The following is a 19431-nucleotide window of genomic DNA, read 5'->3' as shown; positions in this document are numbered from 1 at the left end:
TACCGCGAAGTTGCAAAGAAAACATGAGGGATTCTTAATCATTCGATCCATTTGAATGTCCTCATAAATGCTTGTCGCGACTTTTGTTGAAGTTATCGGACTTTATGAGGATTTTTTCAGATCATCGAGGTGGTTCAGTCCGAATTGGATCAGAAACTTCTTCGTGGTAACGTAAAGCACGGGGCGGCCGAGGGTTTCCTGCCTGCCACTAATCTTTACAAAGCCTTTTTCCAGCAACTGATTTATTAATTCGCCACAGCTTACCCCGCGGATCGAATCAACCTCAGCGCGGGTGATTGGTTGTCGATAGGCGATGGTGGCCAATGTTTCCAGTGCGGCGTTTGTCAGTCGCACGCCATCATCGGCACGCTGCAGACGCACCAACCACGCACGGTACGTAGGGAGGGTAAATAATTGATACCCTCCGGCAATTTCTTCGATCTGGAAGGCAGAATTACCACGTTCGTATAGCTGCCTGAGCTTCTGAATGGCCTGTTTGGTTTCTTGGGCGTCCGTAAAGCCCACAATGCTGGTTAGTTTTCGTATCGTCTGGGGCTCATCGCTCATCATCAGTGCGGCCTCCAGGCGTGCGGTCATTTCGTCGCGTGCGAGAGGTTCATCAAAGTGCTCGGCCTGTTCCAAACGCTGGCCAGGAATGTGGCCCACCTGGCGATGATCTTGGGGCAATCGATCGGTGCGGAATGGCACCGGCAACACACCAGGATTTCCCCCACGGTGGGGTGTCGGGAAATAGCGATTTGGCTGTTGCTTCATTTTCCTAACTACTTATTGATCAATTACTTATCGCGATCCGCCCGATAGAGCCTGCATGATATACAGTTCGCTTCCCTCTGTCACAACATCGCTCAATGTGGTGCGATCCACTATTGGTTCGTTATTCAAAAAAATAACCATGTGGTGTCGCACCGCACCGTGTTCGTCCAGCACGTAACTTTTCGCACGCGGGTAGCTGGCAAAAACCTGCTCCAGCACCTCTTGCACGGTGCTGCCAGGCACCTGCATCGGTGGGCATTCCAGATGTCGCTGCAGATTCTGGGTGAAGACTACGGTTGTCATCAATTACCCCTTCGCGAAATCGGCACGCCAGGCAGCAATAGCCAGTGCCCCAATGCCAAACGCACACAGCACGCCACAAGCCTGTGCAACCACCGTAAAGTTTGGTTGTGGGTTGGTCAGTAATTGCTGGTAGGCATCCAACGCCCAGGCGTGTGGTGTTACATAGGTATATTTTCGGATATTTTCGGGCATTAAATCGCGTGGCATCATCGATCCGCCGATCCCTGCCAGCAACAAAACAACCAAAGTGCCATATACCGCCACCTGAGTTTCTGTTTTTGCCAATACAGAAATGAGCATGGAAATTCCCACGGCGGCCAATGATGTGGACAGCACCACGGCCAACATCCATAATGGGTGGTCGGTCCAGTTCAATCCAAAAAGTAACCCACTGGCAACGATCAGAAAGACGCCCTGAAAAACAGAAATCATGCTGGCTGGGATCAGTTTGCCCACCAGTATGGATGAACTACTGATTGGTGCGGCCCGCAATCGTGTTAACGTGTTCTGCCTGCGTTCGCCCACAAACATCCAGCCCACGGTAAGAACCAGGAAAAAGGCGAATGTGACCATGTAGGCGGGTACCAGAATCTGGAAACGGATCTCCCCACGTTTTGGCAGGGCGCTGGGGGCCTGATATTCTGCCACCGAACCTTGTGGGGTACTGTTCGGTTCATTTTTGGTGAGACTGGACCAGGTTTTTGCCCGAAAATTGTAATTGCTGAAGATCACCGCAATCTGATCCTGCACTTTGGGCCCCATCTGGTTCTGTACGGCAGGCGTGAGAAAATCTTCATATTTTACCTGCTTCGCCAACTCTTTGACAAAATCTTCATCTTCAAAGCACTTGGTTAGCACAATCTGCAGCTTCGGTGCCTGATTCAGGAACGCACCTGCCAGCAGGCCAAACTCTTTTCGCAGGATTTCCTTGAACTTCGGATTGTCGAACATCTGATTGAGCAGGCGTTGCATCATTGGGTGAAGATCTTTTAATAATTTAGGATCAACTCCCTCAGCCCCATCGAGATCTTTCGCTAACCCTGCCATGAACTCGGGATCACCCACTTTTTCAAAAGCATTGCCAATCATCCACGGAATGACCACACGGAACAGAGTTACCTGGGCCACCTGTTCGATAATGGAGGCCGAAGTGAGTTGTGTGGGGTCTTTCAGGATGGTCAGACCCACAATGTTGGGATTGATTCCATCGCGATACAGCGGATTAATTGGTGGGGGATTTGTTTTCGATAAAAACGAGCACCGCTGCATCTGAGAACTGAAATCTCGCTCGAAAATGAGAATTGCAGACCGTTTCCCTTCACGAATCAGTTCTTCGGCCTGTTCTCGATCGTGGATGATTTCCAGACGGATATCCGCAGAACTGATCAGGTCGTCAATCACAATTTCCGACCAAGGCTTCGGTGGGTAATTGCCGGAAGTAATGCCCCCACCTTCATCTAAATTGAGGATCGTTACTCGCAGCCGATCATCGGGCTTTTGGCCAAAGCCATCACCCACAACCAGTGCCAGAATGGCCACCAGAAAGATGGGCATCAGCAGTAAAATTAATGCCGAGCGATAATCGCGTCGTAATAATTTCAGGTCTTTCCGGGCGATCGTCCAAATGGCCATGAAGAATCCTTCATATTTGCTGAATCATAGGAAAAGAACCTACTCTCTGGCTGCAGGTGGTTGATCCGCAAGCGATTGGAGGCGAGTGAACGTATGCACTGGGAACAGGCGATAGCCCGCAGGAACCTCCCCCACCAGACCTGCCAGACGGGCTGCTTTGCCATCTATCTCAATATCGAGCATTAATGCCAAATTCAGGCTGCTTCCATCTTTCATCTGTACTTCGCAGTCGGCGGTGCGGTCTTTCAAATTAATCTGTTGCACCTCCAGCGTGGTGATGTTTGCTAATTCCACTTTCAACGTTTTGCGAAACCGCAGATAGTTCAGCAGATGCTCCTTACCTGTCGCATCGCGATAAAGTGCGGTCAGATTGGTTACTGCTGTCTTGGGGGCGGGCTCTTTCGATTTAGCCACAGGAACAATCGAAAACTGGTGTGTATCTGGTGATATTTTTTTCACATTTGGTGGCTTGGGCATTGGAAAATCAATTTGCAGCACCCCACCATCAAGAACACCCCCGCGGAAGCGTGTGGTGGCTACTGCTTTGCCCTGTGGAATGTCGCCTTCGATGGTGATCGTATTAATTCCACGAAAGCGTGCGGTGCCCACCAATGGCTTTTCAAGCCCCACCACCTTCAGTTCGGCGGTTTCTTTGCCTTTCTCATAATTGTACTTGATTTGTTGAATCCGATTCCAGGCAATGAAAGTAACAATCCCTTCCTGATAAGTGGTGGAATCCAATTCGCGGAACTCAAAAACTGCTTCCGCAGGTTGAATCCAGGAAACTGTTTTCGGCTGTGGGATGATCTTCCACTGACTGAGAGCAACTTTCTTTTCTGTCCGATCCACAATGGTTAGTGGTTCTGCAGAACCAATTGGGCTCCACGCACAGCACCACAAACAGGTCACCAGCGCTATTTTTTGCATGCTAATCCCCAATTTTCGAGCAAATTACCCCACTTGCCCCGTTCTACTATTGTGAACGGGTGAAATTCACCTTGCGGAAAATCGAAAGTTATTCTACTTTTTTCTAGCTTAGTTGGGAGTAAGCTCATGATTCGCATTGAAAACGATATTTTTCTTCCCAATGGTTACTGCAATCCCGATTGTTTCAGTGCTGCCACATGGCAGGTGTTGCAGAAAGCGGTGCATGCTGCAGAAACTCATCAGTGGGAGATGGTACGCACGTGCCACCTGTTGATGGCATTGCTGCAATCGAAAGACCATTTAGCGACTAAGTTATTACAGGATAATGGTTTACAAGCAGCAGATGTGCTGTACCGTCTGGATCAGCAGTTCCCACCTAAAGATTCTCGTGTGACATGCGAACGAATCCACCTGCACCGCGAGTATCTTTCGCAACAGGTTCTCGATCTGCTGCGCGCCGCACGGTTTCGCCAGATGGATATGGGGCGTACCAAAGTGTCCACGGGAGATCTTTGGTGGTGTCTTTTAGAGCGTCCTGGTTATGTAACTGCGGTACTCTCTACACAAAATACTAAAATTCAACAACTGAAAGCCCAGATCCTGACCTGGGAGTGCGAATTGGTTTCTTGATTACATCTGGCAGAATCACCCCAGGCTGTATAACCCCATCTTTCCTATTTTCTATCTCCTTTCCAGTTGAAAAAATTGCAAGGCGTTCACTAGAAGTGCGTTTTACAATGTGTTGTGTGGTATAAGAGATAGATAATGCGCACGCTGAAAATATTACTGTTCATCGCCTTACTGGGGAGCATCACAGGCTGCCGAGGTGGTTGTTTTCGTCGGCTTTGTAATCCGGCACCCCCACCTCCCCCTTCAACGGGATATATCCCACCTACGGATATTCCTGTGGGACCCCCACCTGCTTCGAACGACCCTTACCGCGACCTGCCTCCGGTGCCAGGTGGGTCTGGTTCGCAGAAAAAAGGTGCGGAACTGATTCTGCCCGAATCAATGCCCAATTCCAGTTCCAAGTTTGAAGATACGTTTCCTGAAGCACCGATTCCGAAGATTGAATCGAAATCGGAATTGCCAAAGGAACCTGAATATATCCCACCGACAAACATTCCGAAAGAAGTGCCCGAAGTTCAGCCCATGGACATGGGGCAGAAAGACGTGCCTGCTACAGCAGGAAAACTGACCGATACAGTGGTTGGTATTGAACGCTTTCAGCAGGTGGGGCCAAACGTCTACACCGGCCAGCGTGCAGAACTGAATGGCCTGGATTGGTTGCAACAGAACCAGTTTGGTACGGTTGTATACCTGATGCGTGCAGAAGACGACCCAAGCAGCGATCAGTTGCAGATGGAAAAAAGAAACCTGCCATTTGTGGCTGAAATCGTTACGCCAGAAACACTTACGGCACAATGGTTTGCCCAGTTTTCCGCGACAATCAAGCACCCGAAGCAGCAGAATGTGTTTGTCTTCGATCGTGCAGGCGATATTGTGCCCACGGTGTGGTACATTTACTATCGTCAGACGGATCATCTCTCGCACGAAGAAGCATCGGTGCTGGCGAAAAAGTTTGGCACATTCGATCCAGAAAGCAAGCTAGCAAAAGCTGCACGAAAAATCGCCGATTCATAACAACCCTGTTATTTTGCAATTCATTTTTCTCTCATTGATCTGATCTGTTGCCCCACAAAACAGTGGGGGTGATTGCAATTTTGCAAGAATTCACAAAAAAGTTACCATCGTCATAACTAATTACACCATAAGAATTTATGGCAGCCAATTTTTACCTTTTCGTTTAGAAATCTGAAAAAAATGAACTCTCATGGCTGGGCTTGGGTAATATATATAGGTGAGCATGGAAATAATTTCATGCTTTGAAGAGGATTGTTCGCACTTTATGGTGCCGTTTCGTGAAGCCTCTTTCATCGATCAAATCCATCGGGTAAACTAGTCAGCAGGTTTGCCTGGCAAATCCAAGGAGACCCTCTCAATGCTGCGAACAATTTCCCCAATCTGCTTGCTGTTGTGGTGTGCGGTGGCAATTGGTCAACCCAAACAACCCACCTTCTCCAAAGGCGAGACCCTGTTTGTTGCCCAGGTACTGCCCACCTTCCAGGCAAAATGCTTTGCCTGCCACGGCGATGATGCCAAAAAAATGAAGGCAGCTCTGGATATGCGTTCGTTAGCCACCCTCCTGAAAGGTGGGGATAGCGGCCCAGCGCTGATCGCTGGCAAGTCTCAGGAAAGTCTCATCTACAAAGCGGCTATTCGTACCGATCATGAAGTTTCAGCGATGCCACCGAAGGAGAATGATCGTCTTTCGAAATTGGAACTGGAAACACTTCAGCAGTGGATTGATGCTGGGGCACCGTGGCCTGATGCAGCACAGATCAAATTGATTCAACAATCCCTCAAACCCAAGGGGGTTACTGTTCATACCAGTGGTGGCCTCAGCGAAGAATGGACGAACCGACGTTACCAGCCAGCAGATCTTTGGGCATATCAACCGCTAAAGAAAGTGCAGTTGTCTCAACACGGCAGTCAGGCGATTGACCATCTGATTGATGAACGAATCCGATCTGCTGGCATCAATGCTGCTCCACGTGCGGATCGCAGAACGCTGATTCGTCGGGTGACCTTTGATTTAACCGGTTTGCCACCGACACCGCACGAAATCCAGAACTTTCTCACCGACAACACTTCAGACGAAGTGGCATTTCGCAAGGTGGTGGATCGCTTACTGGCCTCGCCACATTTCGGGGAACAATTTGCCCGCCACTGGCTGGATATTGCACGTTATGCAGATTCTGCAGGGTTTGCCAACGACTATGAACGTGGGAACGCCTGGCGCTACAGAGATTACGTGGTGCGGGCCTTCAACAATGATAAGCCTTACGATCAATTTGTCCGCGAACAGATTGCTGGGGATGAAATCGACACCAACAATCCAGAAATGTTGATTGCCACAGGCTTTCTACGGATGGGTGCCTGGGAATTAACGGGGATGGAAGTTGCCAGAATTGCCCGCCAACGCTTTCTGGATGATGTTACCGATACGGTTAGTCAGGTGTTTCTGGGTCATATGGCCCAGTGTGCCCGGTGCCACGATCATAAGTTTGATCCTGTCCCCACGCGGGATTATTATCGCCTGCAGGCAGTTTTCGCCACCACGCAGATTGCAGAGTGTGCGGCACCTTTTCTGCCCAAGGAAAATACCCAAGGATTTGAAGAGCAGAAGTATTTACAGGCACGGAAACAGTTTTATCAGGACCATCTCAATCGAATTCAGAAAATCGAATCAGCCAAACGTATTCGGTGGGAGAAGGAAAATCCCGATCAGAAAGGGATCAAATTCCCGCGACATCAGGTACTGTCGGCAGCCGATCTGGGTATGGAACGAATCGCCCGCAAAGGACTGGAACGGCTGCGTTGGGAAGAGGATCGTTATGAGCCGATTGCCCACAGTGTGTATAACGGCAAAACACCGGAACTACGGGGAATGTATGCACCGTTCCGAATGCCAACAGCACCACTGGAAGGCAAAGGTACGCTGGACAACACATTTATCCTGGCAGGTGGTGATCCCTTCAGCCCCAAAGAGAAAGTTCTTCCCGGTGCTTTCAGTGCAGCACTTCCAGACAATTTCCCCCAAGCGACGAGTGGTCGCAGAACAGCGTTGGCCAACTGGATCGTAGATCCCGCCAATCCGCTCACCGCACGTGTGATTGTGAATCGTTTGTGGCAGTGGGTGATGGGCACACCAATCGCTGGCAATCCCAACAACTTTGGTGCAACTGGGAAAAAGCCCACGCACCCTGAATTGCTGGATTGGCTGGCAGCAGAACTGATCAGGCAACAGTGGTCGATGAAACAAATGATTCGAATGATGGTACTGACAGATACGTATGCCAGAATGTCCCAACATCCCAATAAGAAAGAGTTGCTGCAACGTGATCCCAATTTGCAACTGTATGCGGTACATCGCCCACGTCGTCTGACTGCGGAAGAACTGCACGATGCCATACTGGCTACCAGTGGGGAATTGAATGCTATGGTTGGTGGGATTCCCGTGCGTCATGAAATCAATCGCGACATTGCTGTACAACCACGACAGGTGATGGGCACCTTTGCCAATGTGTGGGAGGCGTCACCAAAACCGGCCCAACGCAATCGGCGGAGTATTTACACGCTCAAACTACGTGGATTGCGTGATCCCACCGCGGAAGTTTTTAATCAGCCATCGCCAGAATTTTCCTGCGAGCGGCGGGAAGTTTCCACCATTGCCCCCCAGGCATTTTCATTGTTCAACAGTGAGGCATCACGCACCCGTGCATTGGTATTTGCCGCTAATGTGTTGAAAAAATCGAAATCCAAACAAGATGCAGTGCAACAGATCTTCCAGCGTGCCCTGGGACGCACCCCCACTGAGACAGAACAACAGGCATGCCTGGAGCACTGGCATTTAATGGCCAAAAAACATGAAGCGATTCCTGTTGCAAAACCAACGGTGGTAAAAGAAATCGTTCGCGAAGCAGTAGAAGAAAACGTGGGACAGAAATATACCTTTGTTGAAAAATTCTTTGCAGCTGCAGATTATGAAGCCGATCTGCACCCCGCAGATGTGACGCCCGATGTTCGTGGATTGATGGAAGTTTGCCTGGTGCTTTTGAATACCAACGAATTCATCTACCTTGATTAGGGAACAATACGATGCTCGATCGAAGAGAAATCCTGTATTCGCTGGGTGCCTCGCTGGGCAGTGTGGCGTTTACTGCGTTGATGGCAGATGAGGCCAGACAGAAGCCCCACCTGCAGGCGAAAGCAAAAGCGTGCATCTTTCTTACCATGGAAGGTGGGCCCAGCCATATTGATACGTTTGATCCCAAACCCAGGCTGGGTGATCTGCACTTGAAAGAATTCACACGCACCGACAAAATGCAGTCGGCCATGTCCAGCGGCAAGCGTTATTATGTGGCATCGCCATTCCGGTTTCAGAAAGCGGGCCAAAGTGGTGCCACCATTGCAACAAACTGGCAGCACCTTGCCAAGGTAGTAGACGAGATCTGTTTTTATCGTGGTTGCCAGGTAGATTCAGTCAATCATCCCACAGCAATGTACCAACTGAACACAGGCAATCGTTTTGGTGGCGATCCCGCGATGGGCGCTTGGGTAACTTATGGCCTGGGTACAGAAAACGCGAATCTGCCAGGCTATGTGGTATTGCCAGAAGTCAGTCACCCCCAGGGTGGTGCTGCCAATTGGGGCAACGGTTTTCTGCCCGCGATGTTTCAAGGAACGCCATTTCGTGCGAAAGGTTCCCCTGTGCTGGATCTCACCCCACCCGGTAATGTTTCAAGAGAACATCAGCGGTTGAATCTGGATCTGCTGGAAAAACTGAACAAAGAGCATTCCAGGCAGCGTCTCGAGCGGGATGACCTGGTTGCCAGGATGAAAAGCTATGAACTGGCTTTCAAGATGCAGGCAGAAGTGCCCGAACTGATGAATCTGGACAATGAACCACAACAAACGAAGGACATGTATGGCCTTGGCAAAGAGCCCACTGATGCGTTTGGAAGGAAGTGCCTTCTGGCACGTCGGCTGGTGGAAAAAGGAGTGCGGTTCGTGCAGCTTTACGCTGGCACCTGGGACAGCCACGACTACATCGAAAAAGCCCACGGCAACCTGGTTCAGCAGGTCGATCAACCGATTGCAGGTTTAATTGCCGATTTGAAACGCACTGGCCTGCTCGATAGCACCCTGGTGATCTGGGGTGGGGAGTTCGGACGAAGCCCGGATAATGGCGTGCGGATGGGAACTGCCTTTGGCCGCGACCACAATCCCAAAGCAATGTCCATCTGGTTTGCAGGTGGGGGTGTCAAGGCGGGACATACGATTGGGCAAACAGACGAAACTGGTGCTGAAGCAGTAGAGTGCGTGCACCACATTAGAGATCTGCACGTCACCATCCTGCGTTTGCTGGGACTGGATGATACCAAGCTGACCTATTTCCACGGTGGACGGTTTAAACAACTCTCCCAATTTGGTGGGCAGGTAATCAAGGAGATTGTTGCATAGCTGATCTTCGAAATAAGTTGCTGAAGATCAGCCTGATGTTGAGATGAAATGGGCAATTGATTATCAGTGAATGACTATTTGCTGAGTGAAGCGGTGCGGACCGGCAGGATATCGCCAAAGTTCACGCGAATTGGTTCTCCAGCGGTAAAAGTCACTTTTTTGTCCACTACTTCTTCGGTGCCGTTGGAATTGATCACTGCGGTGAAAACGTAGGTATAGCTTTGCCCACGGTTCAGTTCTGGCGTGCGAAATTCTGCCACTGGCCCTTTGGCATTGGTGCGTACCCCATCTACCATCAGATTGGCATTTTCGGGCAGTGTAACTACCACGGGGCTGCTGACATTTGCTGTCAGGGTTTTGGTGAAGTCGGCACTGGTGGTCTGGCCAGCAGATACAAACACCTTGCGGTTTTCTGTCTGGCGTTCGCCGTTGGCCATGTATTCCACGCGGAGGTTGTAAGAAAACTGACCGTTACCTGGCAGTTCTGGTGTCAGGAAAGAACGGGTGGTGCCACTGAGTTCGGTCAACTGATCGTTGGCATACAGCTTGGCATCTGCTGGAACATTCACCACCAGGCGTGCTTTGTTGCCTGGCACGCTGGCAACAGGAGTTTCGCCATAGGCTGGTGCGTAGTAGCTGGAAGACATGGGCATTGCCGATGTGCTGGGAACGACACTGCCGTAAGACCCGTAGCACCCGCTGCAACCGGAGCAACCAGCGGAATATCCTGTGCAACCAGAGTAGAAGCTGCCGGAACAGCCACTGCAACTGGAATAATGGCTGCCATAGCACCCGTAGCATCCACTGCAACTGGAATAGTGGCTGCCGTAACATCCGTAGCATCCGCTGCAGCTACTGCCGTAGCACCCACTGCAACTGGAATAATGGCTACCGTAACATCCGTAGCAACCGCTGCAGCTACTGCCGTAGCAGCTGGAACCTTTGCAACCATGGCCAAAGAATAATCCACCGAAGCAACCATGGCAGGATTTGGCGTAACCACCATAGCAGCCATTGCAGCTTCCGCCGTAACATCCGTTGCAACCTGCCGACTTGTGCCCACCAAAAAGCCCAAAGAATTGCGGGGTTTCTGGTGCGCCTGTCATGGCTGCCAGCATTACCAAACTGTACATCGTGTTGTTCTCCTCAAAGTTGAGACTAACTGTCCGTGGCTACCCGCACCCGCATGTCCTGTGCAATTAGGTAGCTTCGATTGTTTAGGATAACTGGGTAAGATGGCAAAGTCAAAGATAATGCGTTAACTGGGACAAGTATATCGGTTGTACCAATCCGGATTACATTCTCTTATCGATATAATCGTTATAACCGTTATTTCTTTGCCATTTCACCCAGATCGTTCAAAAGGTACAAACGGTACACCGTTTGCCACGGCTAAACGCGTGGGAAATTCAGTACAATCACCGGATTTTATTCGTAAGTTCTTTATTTGTAATAACTTGCGCAGAATCAATTACATCGATCGGTGGGAAATTCAGGCAAATGATGACCAAAATGCCGGTTTATCCAAACTGGTTGAAATTACCACGTTTTCCGCCTGTGACAGCAATTTTGGTAGTAGTGTTACGGTAGTAAGTCGGGGTTGTACAAACTGGGCGAATTGCGTTAAAGTGGATTGTTGTAGCAATCATCCCGATTTGCACAAACTTGCCGACTCGCGTTCGGTTCGACATTTTGACAACTGTTTAAACGTCATGGGAGTAGGTTTCATGGAACTGCGTGAAGAAGGCACCCGTCAGAGCCATCTGTCCGCTGAAGTGAATGCACAGAAAGCAGCCCCACCTGTCGTGGTGCAGGTCGATCAATTCGATGTGCACACCCACATTGCGCAGTTGTGGGGCGAAATCCTCTTTGTGGACGACATCCAACCCGATGACGACTTCTTTGAACTCGGTGGTGATTCCGTCAGTGCGGTGCAGATTCTGTCCCGAATCAACACAGAATTCAAAGTCAAATTCGAAGAAGCGGAACTTTTTCAGGTTCGCACCGTGCGTGGCCTGTGCGAACTGCTCGAACAACGTGTCACCCACCTGGCCGTTGAAGATGAAAGTGAACAGACCAAGCCCCGAACCGATTTCCCGTTGACGAGTGCCCAGAAACGCCTCTGGTTTCTGGATCGCATGATTGATTCCCCACAGGTCTATAATGTGGGGCGAATGATCCACCTGACGGGGAAATTACAACCGGAATTACTGGCCGCAGCATTCCTGGATGTGGTGAAACGCCATGCGATTTTCCGCACCCGCATTGACAGCACGGGCAACGAACCAGTTCAGATCGTCGAAGCAGAACTGACGACACTGGTTGAAGTGGTAGACTTGACCGAACTGCCGTACATGGAACGCAAACCTACTGTGCTGAAACAGTGCCTGAAGTGCGACCAAATGCCGTTCAACCTGGCAGTTGCCCCACTCTGGCGGGCAAAAATCTATGTAACGCACAGCACCGAGTGCTATTTCTGGATCAATCTCCACCACATGATTACCGATGGCTGGGCACTTGGTCGGCTGATTGCGGAAGTTGAACAGTGTTATCTGGCACGTTTGAAAGGGGATTCGCTGGAACTACCCCCGCCGGAGATGCAGTTTGGCGACTACGCGATGCTGGAAGCGGGCTGGGCGAATTCCGCAAAATGGCACGACAGCATCGACTTTTGGAAGCAAACATTAACGCCATTTCCAGCATCTCTGGATTTTCCGTTTGCCCACAGCCGACCGAAACAACAAACATTCCGCGGTAAGCTGATCTCATTCGATTTCCCACGCAAACTGTTAGGCCATGTGGACCGAATCTGCCGCACACATGGTGTCACGCGATTTATGGTGGGCCTGGCGGCATTTCAGGCACTCGTCCACCGTTATACCGGGCAAAACGATGTCACCATCGGATCACCAGTACTCAACCGCAGCAGCCAGCAACTGGAAGCGGTCCAGGGGATGTTTGTCAATACCCTGGTGCTTCGAAGCCAGATCAGTTCTGATATCAATTTCCTGCAACTGCTACAGCACGTGGGGGACGTGCGCTCCGGTGCGCTCAACCATCAGGAAGTGCCGCTGGAAAAACTGATTGAGGTGCTGTCTCCCCCACGTGATACGAGCAGACAACCACTGTTCCAGGTGGCGTTCTACTACCAGAACGTGCCGATGATTCCGCAGCAATTTGCGGGGCTGCAAAGTGAGCAGGTCATTACCCACAACGGCACCTCGATGTTCGATCTGCGGTTTGTGCTGGAAGATGGTAAACATGGCACCGTGTGGGGTTGGCTGGAATATAACACTGACCTGTTTGATGAAGCCCACATGCAGGCGATGGTGGGCCACTATTTCACCCTTCTGGCACATGCCTGCGACGCACCGGAGACGCCGATTGGCAACCTGCGGTTACTGAACGAAAAAGAACACCAGCAGATTGTCTACGACTGGAACAATACCAGCGCGGATTATCCTGCAACGGATCATCTGTTGAGCGCATTTACTCGCAAGGTCGATCTGCAGCCAACCCACATGGCAGTGGAGGCGAGCGATCGAACGTGTTCTTACCAGCAATTGGAAGAGGAATCGAATCAGGTAGCCCACTGGTTGCATCAGAATGGTGTCCAACATGGTGACCTGGTTGCGGTGCTGTTACCACGCAGTTCTCACGCAGTAGTTGCAATTCTTGGGATTCTGAAGTGTGGTGCAGGGTATGTACCAATCGATCCGAGCTATCCCAGCGATCGCATCGAGTATATGCTGCATGATTCTGGTGCGGTCAAACTGATTACGAATCAAGAACTGCGACAGCTTCTGAACACAGAACAGGTTGATGATCGCCTGCTCTGTCTGGAGGATCATTCCGCGGCAATTCACACCCAACCGCACCATCGCCTGGCAGTGGCGATCAACCCCGATGATCGGGCCTATGTGATCTACACTTCCGGTTCCACAGGCAAGCCCAAAGGGGTGGTGCTGAGACATCGGGCCGCTGTGAATACGATTGATTGGGTCAATCAACAGTTTGCTGTATTCCCCACCGATCGACTGATGTGTGTGGCGTCGTTCAGCTTCGATCTTTCGGTCTATGATCTGTTTGGTGGACTGGGTGCGGGAGCTACCTTACGCATCTGTTCCGAGCAGGAAATGAAAGATCCTATTCAACTGGCAGCCATTCTGCGAAGTGAAAGGATCAGTATCTGGAATTCAGCGCCAGCTTCGTTGTTACAACTGGTGCCATTCTTCCCACAGAAGCAGGTGGCCGATCTGCGACTGGTGCTTCTCAGCGGGGACTGGATTCCAGTCACCTTACCGGGCCAGATTACCAATGCCTTTCCAAATGCCAAAGTAATCAGTCTGGGTGGGGCGACGGAAGCAGCTATCTGGTCGAATTATTATCCGATTGAAAATGTGGATCCGAAATGGACCAGCATTCCATATGGCTGGCCGATTCGTAATGCCCACTACCATGTGCTGGATGCCCACCTGCAGCCCACACCAGTGGGTGTGCCGGGTGAACTGCATATCGGTGGGGTCTGTCTGGCCGATGGTTACCACCAACGCGAAGAATTGACCGCCAGTCGATTCATTCCCGATCCATTCCGTGCAGAAGGCAAACTTTACAAAACTGGCGACCAGGCACGCTACTGGCCGGATGGCACCATTGAGTTTCTGGGTCGGATCGACCACCAGGTCAAGGTGCGTGGTTTCCGCGTGGAACTGGGAGAAATTGAAGCCGCACTGCGTTCCTTCCCTGGGGTGCGTGAAGCAGTGGTCCAGGCATTTCGCGATGCGGACAAAACGGTCACCCTGGCTGCTTTTCTGCAATTGTCGCACGAAATCGTTGAATCCAATCTGCAGGATTTTCTCCGAAAGGCACTGCCTGAATATATGGTGCCCGCACGATTTGCTTACCTGGAACAGTTCCCGGTGACCTCCAATGGCAAGCTGGATCGCAGTGCTTTGAAGTTGCCGGAATTGAAAATTACTCAAGCATCGGAACTGGAACCACCTACCGATGAAATTGAGCAGATGATTGCCGAAGTGTTTACCGATGTGCTTCAACTGGCAAATGTCCACCGTCAGGCCAATTTCTTCGATGTGGGTGGTCATTCGCTGAAAGCAGCCCAACTGGTTGGCAAATTAAATCAGCGATCTGGTATCGATATTCCATTCGCGGTGCTTTTCGATCATGCAACCGTGGCTGGTTTAGCAAACTATGTTCGGCAACATTCCACCCAGCCGCAGAACACCCACCTGCATCAACAACATCCCGAGTTGAAAGACCGTGGGCCTGCATCGCCTATCCAGGAGCATTTCTGGCTGATCGATAAGGGCTTAACCAACCGCACCATCTACAACGTGGTGGATGTGTATACGCTGCGAGGCCCACTCGATCGACAGCGATTTGCCGAAGCCTGGCAGGCGGTGGTAGATGCAACGGAGATGCTGCGGGCATCGTTCAGAATCAATGATAATATTGTGATTCAGGAATATTCTTCGGAATTGATACGCCCACTGCGTTATGTGGATGCAACTGGGAACCCACGCCTCTATGAGGAAACTCTCACACAGTTACAACACCGCACCTTTGCCCTGGATCAGGCGGGTCCCTGGGATGCTGTGTTGGTGCACGAAGGGAACAACCAGCACCGCTTCATCTGGGCTGGCCACCACATTCTGGTGGATGAGGCATCGCGTGAATTGCTTATGGAAGCATTGCAGCGTACCTATGCAAGCCCCACTTCTGCTGAAAAAGGGCAATCGTTCCGTTATCTGGATTATTCGTCGAATGCTCGATCGGAATTGGAACCTGCCCGCCATCGTGAACAGATCGAGACATGGCAGACTCTGATTCAGGAACGCCCCGGCAAAACGATTCTGCCCTATCAGCACACCACTGTATCACGCATTAATGATGATGGTGCCAGGTACGTGCGGGAGTTCCCAGCCACGCTGGCAAATCAGGTAGCCCTGTTGGCACGTCGCCATCAGGTGACACCTTACCACGTTTACATGGCGGCATTTGGTGCCACGATCGCGCAGTTAACCAGAAATGATACAGTGGTGATCGGCACGGCGATGTCCCAGCGCCATACACATCTGTTGAAGCAATTATTTGGCTGTCTGGTGGATATGCAGGGTGTAATCATCCCCACCGCACCGTGCACTGTTGGAGAATTGCTGACAAAAACACGCCAGCAGGTAACCCGAGAAATCCAGGCAGCCACAGTGCCATTCCAATGGCTGCTGAATCAGATTCCGGGTGCACCTGGTGTGCAGGATCTGTTCGATGCGGTGTTTGTGTTGCAGGAAAACGCACTGTCGGGCCAACTGTCCGAGCAAGTTCATTGGTCCTTCGATGGCTCCTACGCACCTGGGGCTAAATTCGATCTGATGTGTGGTCTGGAACACCATCAGAATGCCTGGACCCTGCATGTTGAATATCGCACCACACTATATCCGGAAGATACGGCAGTGCTGGTGGCAGAAACCTTCCTGGAACGACTGCAATTTTTCTGCGACCGGGAAACAGCGTTCTGGAATGAACCAAGCGAATCCAGCCCACAGAAAAGCATTGAGAAAACAGCGTTTCGCCCACTGTTGCCGTATCAGAATGTGGCAGAATTGATTACCGCCTGCTGTGAAAAATACCCCACCTCAGTGGCATTTCGAGACACCGCCCATTCCATCACTTTCCAGCAGTGGGAACTGGCTTCCCACCAATTGGCTGGCTGGCTGCAATCGCAACAGGTGCGGCCAAATGTACCAGTAGTGGTCTGCCTGGAACGGTCCTGCCAGATCGCAACGGCAATATTTGCCGTCATAAAGTCGGGTGGGGGTTATGTACCGCTCGATCCAGCCCATCCGGAAGAACGACTGGCCGAAATGATTCAGCAGGTCGCCCCACCAGTCATCCTGACGAGCCGCACTGTCGCCGACAAGTTACCTACAGGGTATCAGGTGGTGTGTCTGGAAGAACTGTTGCCCACTCTGATGCAACAGGAACGCACCTCACTGAGCAATCAGGCCACACTGGATGATCTGTTTGCGATTATCTTTACATCTGGCTCGACTGGCAAACCGAAGGGTGTCGCGTTGAAGCAGCGTGGGGTGATCAATCTTTTCTGCGGTGGAGATCACCTGCCGGTGATCGATGCTTCAGATGTTGCCTTTGCAGCCAGCACCTACTCGTTTGATATCCATATTCTGGATTATTGGTGGCCTGCAACTGTTGGTGCAACCACTTACATTGGCAGCAAGGATGCCTCGATCAATGGTGCACTGCTGATCCAGGAACTGGAAACTGCCCAGGCAACAGTGATGTCAGTCACGCCTGCAACCTGGCGGATTCTGCTACTGGCAGGCTGGCAGGGCAGATCGCAGATGAAGGCAATTTCCGGTGGGGAACCGATTACCGCCGACCTTGCAGAAATGATGATTGATCGCGTGGCCGAATTCTGGAATATATACGGCCCCACGGAAACAACGGTGTTCTCTACTTCTCATCATGTGGTCAATCGCAATGAAGCACCACCGGTAGGGAAACCAGTGCCCAATACCCAGATTCTGATTGTGGACGATGAATTACAACCGGTGGCACCTGGGATGACTGGCGAAATTATTATCGCTGGTGATGGTGTTGCCCAGGGTTATTGGAATCAACCGGAACTGACGGCATCTGTATTTCTGAATCTTCCCCAGGTATCTACTGGTCAGGGTTATCGCACAGGGGACATTGGCTTCTGGAATGCCGATGGCACTTTGGTCTGTCAGGGAAGAAAAGATCATCAGGTCAAAATTCGCGGCTTTCGAATTGAGCTAGGCGAAATTGAAACAGTGATGTCCAGTCATCCGAATATCAAAATGGCTGTGGTGGTGACGAATCAGGATGGTGCCGGACTGACGCGACTGGTAGGTTATGTTCAGCTTCATGATGCCACAGCCTGGTCCAGTACGGAACTGAAAACATTGCTGCGAAGCAAACTGCCGGACTACATGGTACCCGCACTATTGCTGCCGATCGAGAAATTCCCACTGTCACCCAATGGGAAGGTCGATCGGAAATATCTGCGGGAATTACCGGTAGAAGAGCCAACCAACAATAATGAATATATCCCGCCTGAAAATGATGCAGAACGGGCCTTACAGCCAATCTGGGAAGAAGTCTTTGGTATCCGCCCACTGAGTGTGACTGCGAATTTCCATGATCTGGGTGGGCACTCTCTGATGGCAGCTACCCTGATTGCCCGTATTGAATCCCGCCTGGGCCATCAGGTGCCACTGGAAACGTTGTTTGCAGCACCGACGATTCGCACCATGTCCGAGGCGATTCGCAAAACACTGGAACTGGGCAGCGGTGCGGTGGTTCCCTTGAATGCCAACGGGAAATATCCTCCACTGTTTATGATTGCGGGTGCGGGCGGCCACGTGTTTACATTCCACCATTTTTCCCGATTAATGGGCGAGCAGTTCCCAGTTTTTGGCATGAAGGCCATTGGAATTGATGGCAAAGAAGAACCGCTTTCATCCATTCCTGCGGTAGCGGAACGATATTGCCAGGAGATTTTGCAGCACCGCCCGAGTGGGCCGATTGTGCTCAGCGGCTATTCTGTGGGTGGGCGAATTGCCTTTGAAACCGCTTTGCAGTTACGTCAGAAGGGAATCGATGTTCCGGCAGTGATCATCTACGATGCATTTGCACCCGGTTTTCCGAAACGAGGATCGTTGACTCAACGACTGTATCGCCACTTTAAGTATTTTGTGTTTGGAAGCTGGCAACAGAAGAAAGCCTACTTGAAAAAGTTCATCGGAAAGAACACCACGCCAACGGGTGTCGAAGACCAGCCAGGCGATCTGGAAGGATTGTTTGGCGAACGCGTGAAGCTGGTTTGGGAACGCCTGGTTCAGGCGAATAACGCGTATTACCCCGCACAACAATTCGATGGGGAAGTAATTGTCATTCGTTCTGCAGTTCACCCAGGGTGGGAGTTTGCGGATATCAGCGATCGATACTTTGGCTGGGGGCAATTGACAACAGGTCCACTGCGGGCATTGGATGTTGCAGGCACCCACACAGAAGTCTTCATGGAGCAGAATCTGCCGTTGCTGACCCAATACCACCGCGAAACGCTGCGGATGATCCACAACCGAAACGAGAAAGAGCTGGAAGTATCACCCGTGGTGCCCTCACCTGTCGATCAGGTATCTGTGAATTAGTCAATCAGGAATTTCCCTAAGAAATGGTTCACCGTCTTCACATCCGAAATGAAGTGTAACATTAGCGCCCATATGCATTACTTTTACATCGAAATCTTGCAGAATTTCCGGTTCTGCTAATAGCAATCCCCAGTAAGCATTTGCCACTTGATCTTTGAGCGATTCATCGCTTTCCTCTTCACTGAAGGTGAGCGATGTTCTTCCATAGTAATCGGAGCACCAAAACGGAACTCCTTCCATTTTATTTTCTGCTGCAGCAACGAAACCCATGAAAAGAACAGTTTTCTCAATTTCAGTTGGGTCTGGAGTGATTTTGAAAACACTTGGTATGCGTGCTCTCACCCACGCTACTTCGAAGTGATTTGTTAGTGGATTTTTGAGTATTGGCGGAATAAGTTGTGAAGGAATTTCCGCTAATGCGTGTGATGAGCTTGAGCAAGATGCTACAAACTCAAAATCGGCTGGCACAATTGTGAAGCCAGCGTGTTTTGCTGGGGTA

12 protein-coding genes are annotated in these 19431 nt (G+C 50.8%); 5 read left to right on the top strand and 7 right to left on the bottom strand.

Features of this window, described 5'->3' with window-relative positions:
- Window positions 1–102 precede the first annotated feature (102 nt).
- The 4 genes from scpB to R3B84_01775 are packed head-to-tail and all read right to left on the bottom strand — an operon-like array spanning window position 103 to window position 3636.
- Complete coding sequence (gene scpB, locus R3B84_01790; protein MEZ6139278.1) at window positions 103–774, bottom strand: SMC-Scp complex subunit ScpB; 672 nt, start codon at window positions 772–774, stop codon at window positions 103–105.
- A 27-nt stretch (window positions 775–801) separates the two neighbouring features.
- Window positions 802–1077 (bottom strand): MoaD/ThiS family protein, encoded by a 276-nt coding sequence (locus tag R3B84_01785; GenBank protein MEZ6139277.1) that lies wholly within the window; start codon window positions 1075–1077, stop codon window positions 802–804.
- Window positions 1078–1080: 3 nt separating this feature from the next.
- Complete coding sequence (locus R3B84_01780) at window positions 1081–2709, bottom strand: ABC transporter permease (GenBank protein ID MEZ6139276.1); 1629 nt, start codon at window positions 2707–2709, stop codon at window positions 1081–1083.
- A gap of 39 nt (window positions 2710–2748) precedes the next feature.
- Window positions 2749–3636, bottom strand: coding sequence for a hypothetical protein (locus tag R3B84_01775; GenBank protein MEZ6139275.1), 888 nt, complete (start codon window positions 3634–3636; stop codon window positions 2749–2751).
- 126 nt (window positions 3637–3762) lie between these two features.
- Here R3B84_01775 and R3B84_01770 point away from each other — a divergent pair, with 126 nt between their 5' ends.
- From R3B84_01770 to R3B84_01755, 4 genes are all read left to right on the top strand, one after another.
- Window positions 3763–4266, top strand: coding sequence for a hypothetical protein (locus R3B84_01770; GenBank protein MEZ6139274.1), 504 nt, complete (start codon window positions 3763–3765; stop codon window positions 4264–4266).
- A gap of 135 nt (window positions 4267–4401) precedes the next feature.
- Window positions 4402–5280 (top strand): hypothetical protein, encoded by an 879-nt coding sequence (locus tag R3B84_01765; GenBank protein ID MEZ6139273.1) that lies wholly within the window; start codon window positions 4402–4404, stop codon window positions 5278–5280.
- Between the two features lie 358 nt (window positions 5281–5638).
- Window positions 5639–8347, top strand: a complete 2709-nt coding sequence (locus R3B84_01760; protein MEZ6139272.1) for a PSD1 and planctomycete cytochrome C domain-containing protein — start codon at window positions 5639–5641, stop codon at window positions 8345–8347.
- Between the two features lie 11 nt (window positions 8348–8358).
- A complete protein-coding gene (locus R3B84_01755) occupies window positions 8359–9723 on the top strand; it encodes a DUF1501 domain-containing protein (GenBank protein ID MEZ6139271.1) in 1365 nt (454 codons plus the stop codon).
- A 74-nt stretch (window positions 9724–9797) separates the two neighbouring features.
- Here the strand turns inward: R3B84_01755 and R3B84_01750 are convergent, their stop codons facing one another.
- Window positions 9798–10370 carry a TIGR03000 domain-containing protein gene (locus tag R3B84_01750; protein ID MEZ6139270.1) on the bottom strand — a complete coding sequence of 191 codons (573 nt, stop codon included), beginning with the start codon at window positions 10368–10370 and terminating at the stop codon, window positions 9798–9800.
- Window positions 10289–10786, bottom strand: a complete 498-nt coding sequence (locus R3B84_01745; protein MEZ6139269.1) for a hypothetical protein — start codon at window positions 10784–10786, stop codon at window positions 10289–10291. The genes R3B84_01750 and R3B84_01745 overlap by 82 nt, the downstream gene beginning before the upstream one ends.
- 664 nt (window positions 10787–11450) lie before the next feature.
- Here R3B84_01745 and R3B84_01740 point away from each other — a divergent pair.
- Entirely contained in the window at window positions 11451–18932 is a 7482-nt protein-coding gene (locus R3B84_01740; GenBank protein ID MEZ6139268.1) for an amino acid adenylation domain-containing protein, read from the top strand.
- On the opposite strand, the gene R3B84_01735 is transcribed toward R3B84_01740, so the two are convergent.
- Window positions 18933–19400 carry a hypothetical protein gene (locus tag R3B84_01735; protein MEZ6139267.1) on the bottom strand — a complete coding sequence of 156 codons (468 nt, stop codon included), beginning with the start codon at window positions 19398–19400 and terminating at the stop codon, window positions 18933–18935.
- Between the last annotated feature and the right edge of the window lie 31 nt (window positions 19401–19431).

This window comes from Zavarzinella sp., assembly GCA_041399155.1.
GTDB lineage: Bacteria > Planctomycetota > Planctomycetia > Gemmatales > Gemmataceae > JAWKTI01.
Note: the sequence above shows the minus strand (reverse complement) of the source record. Positions and strands in the feature narration are given on the sequence as shown.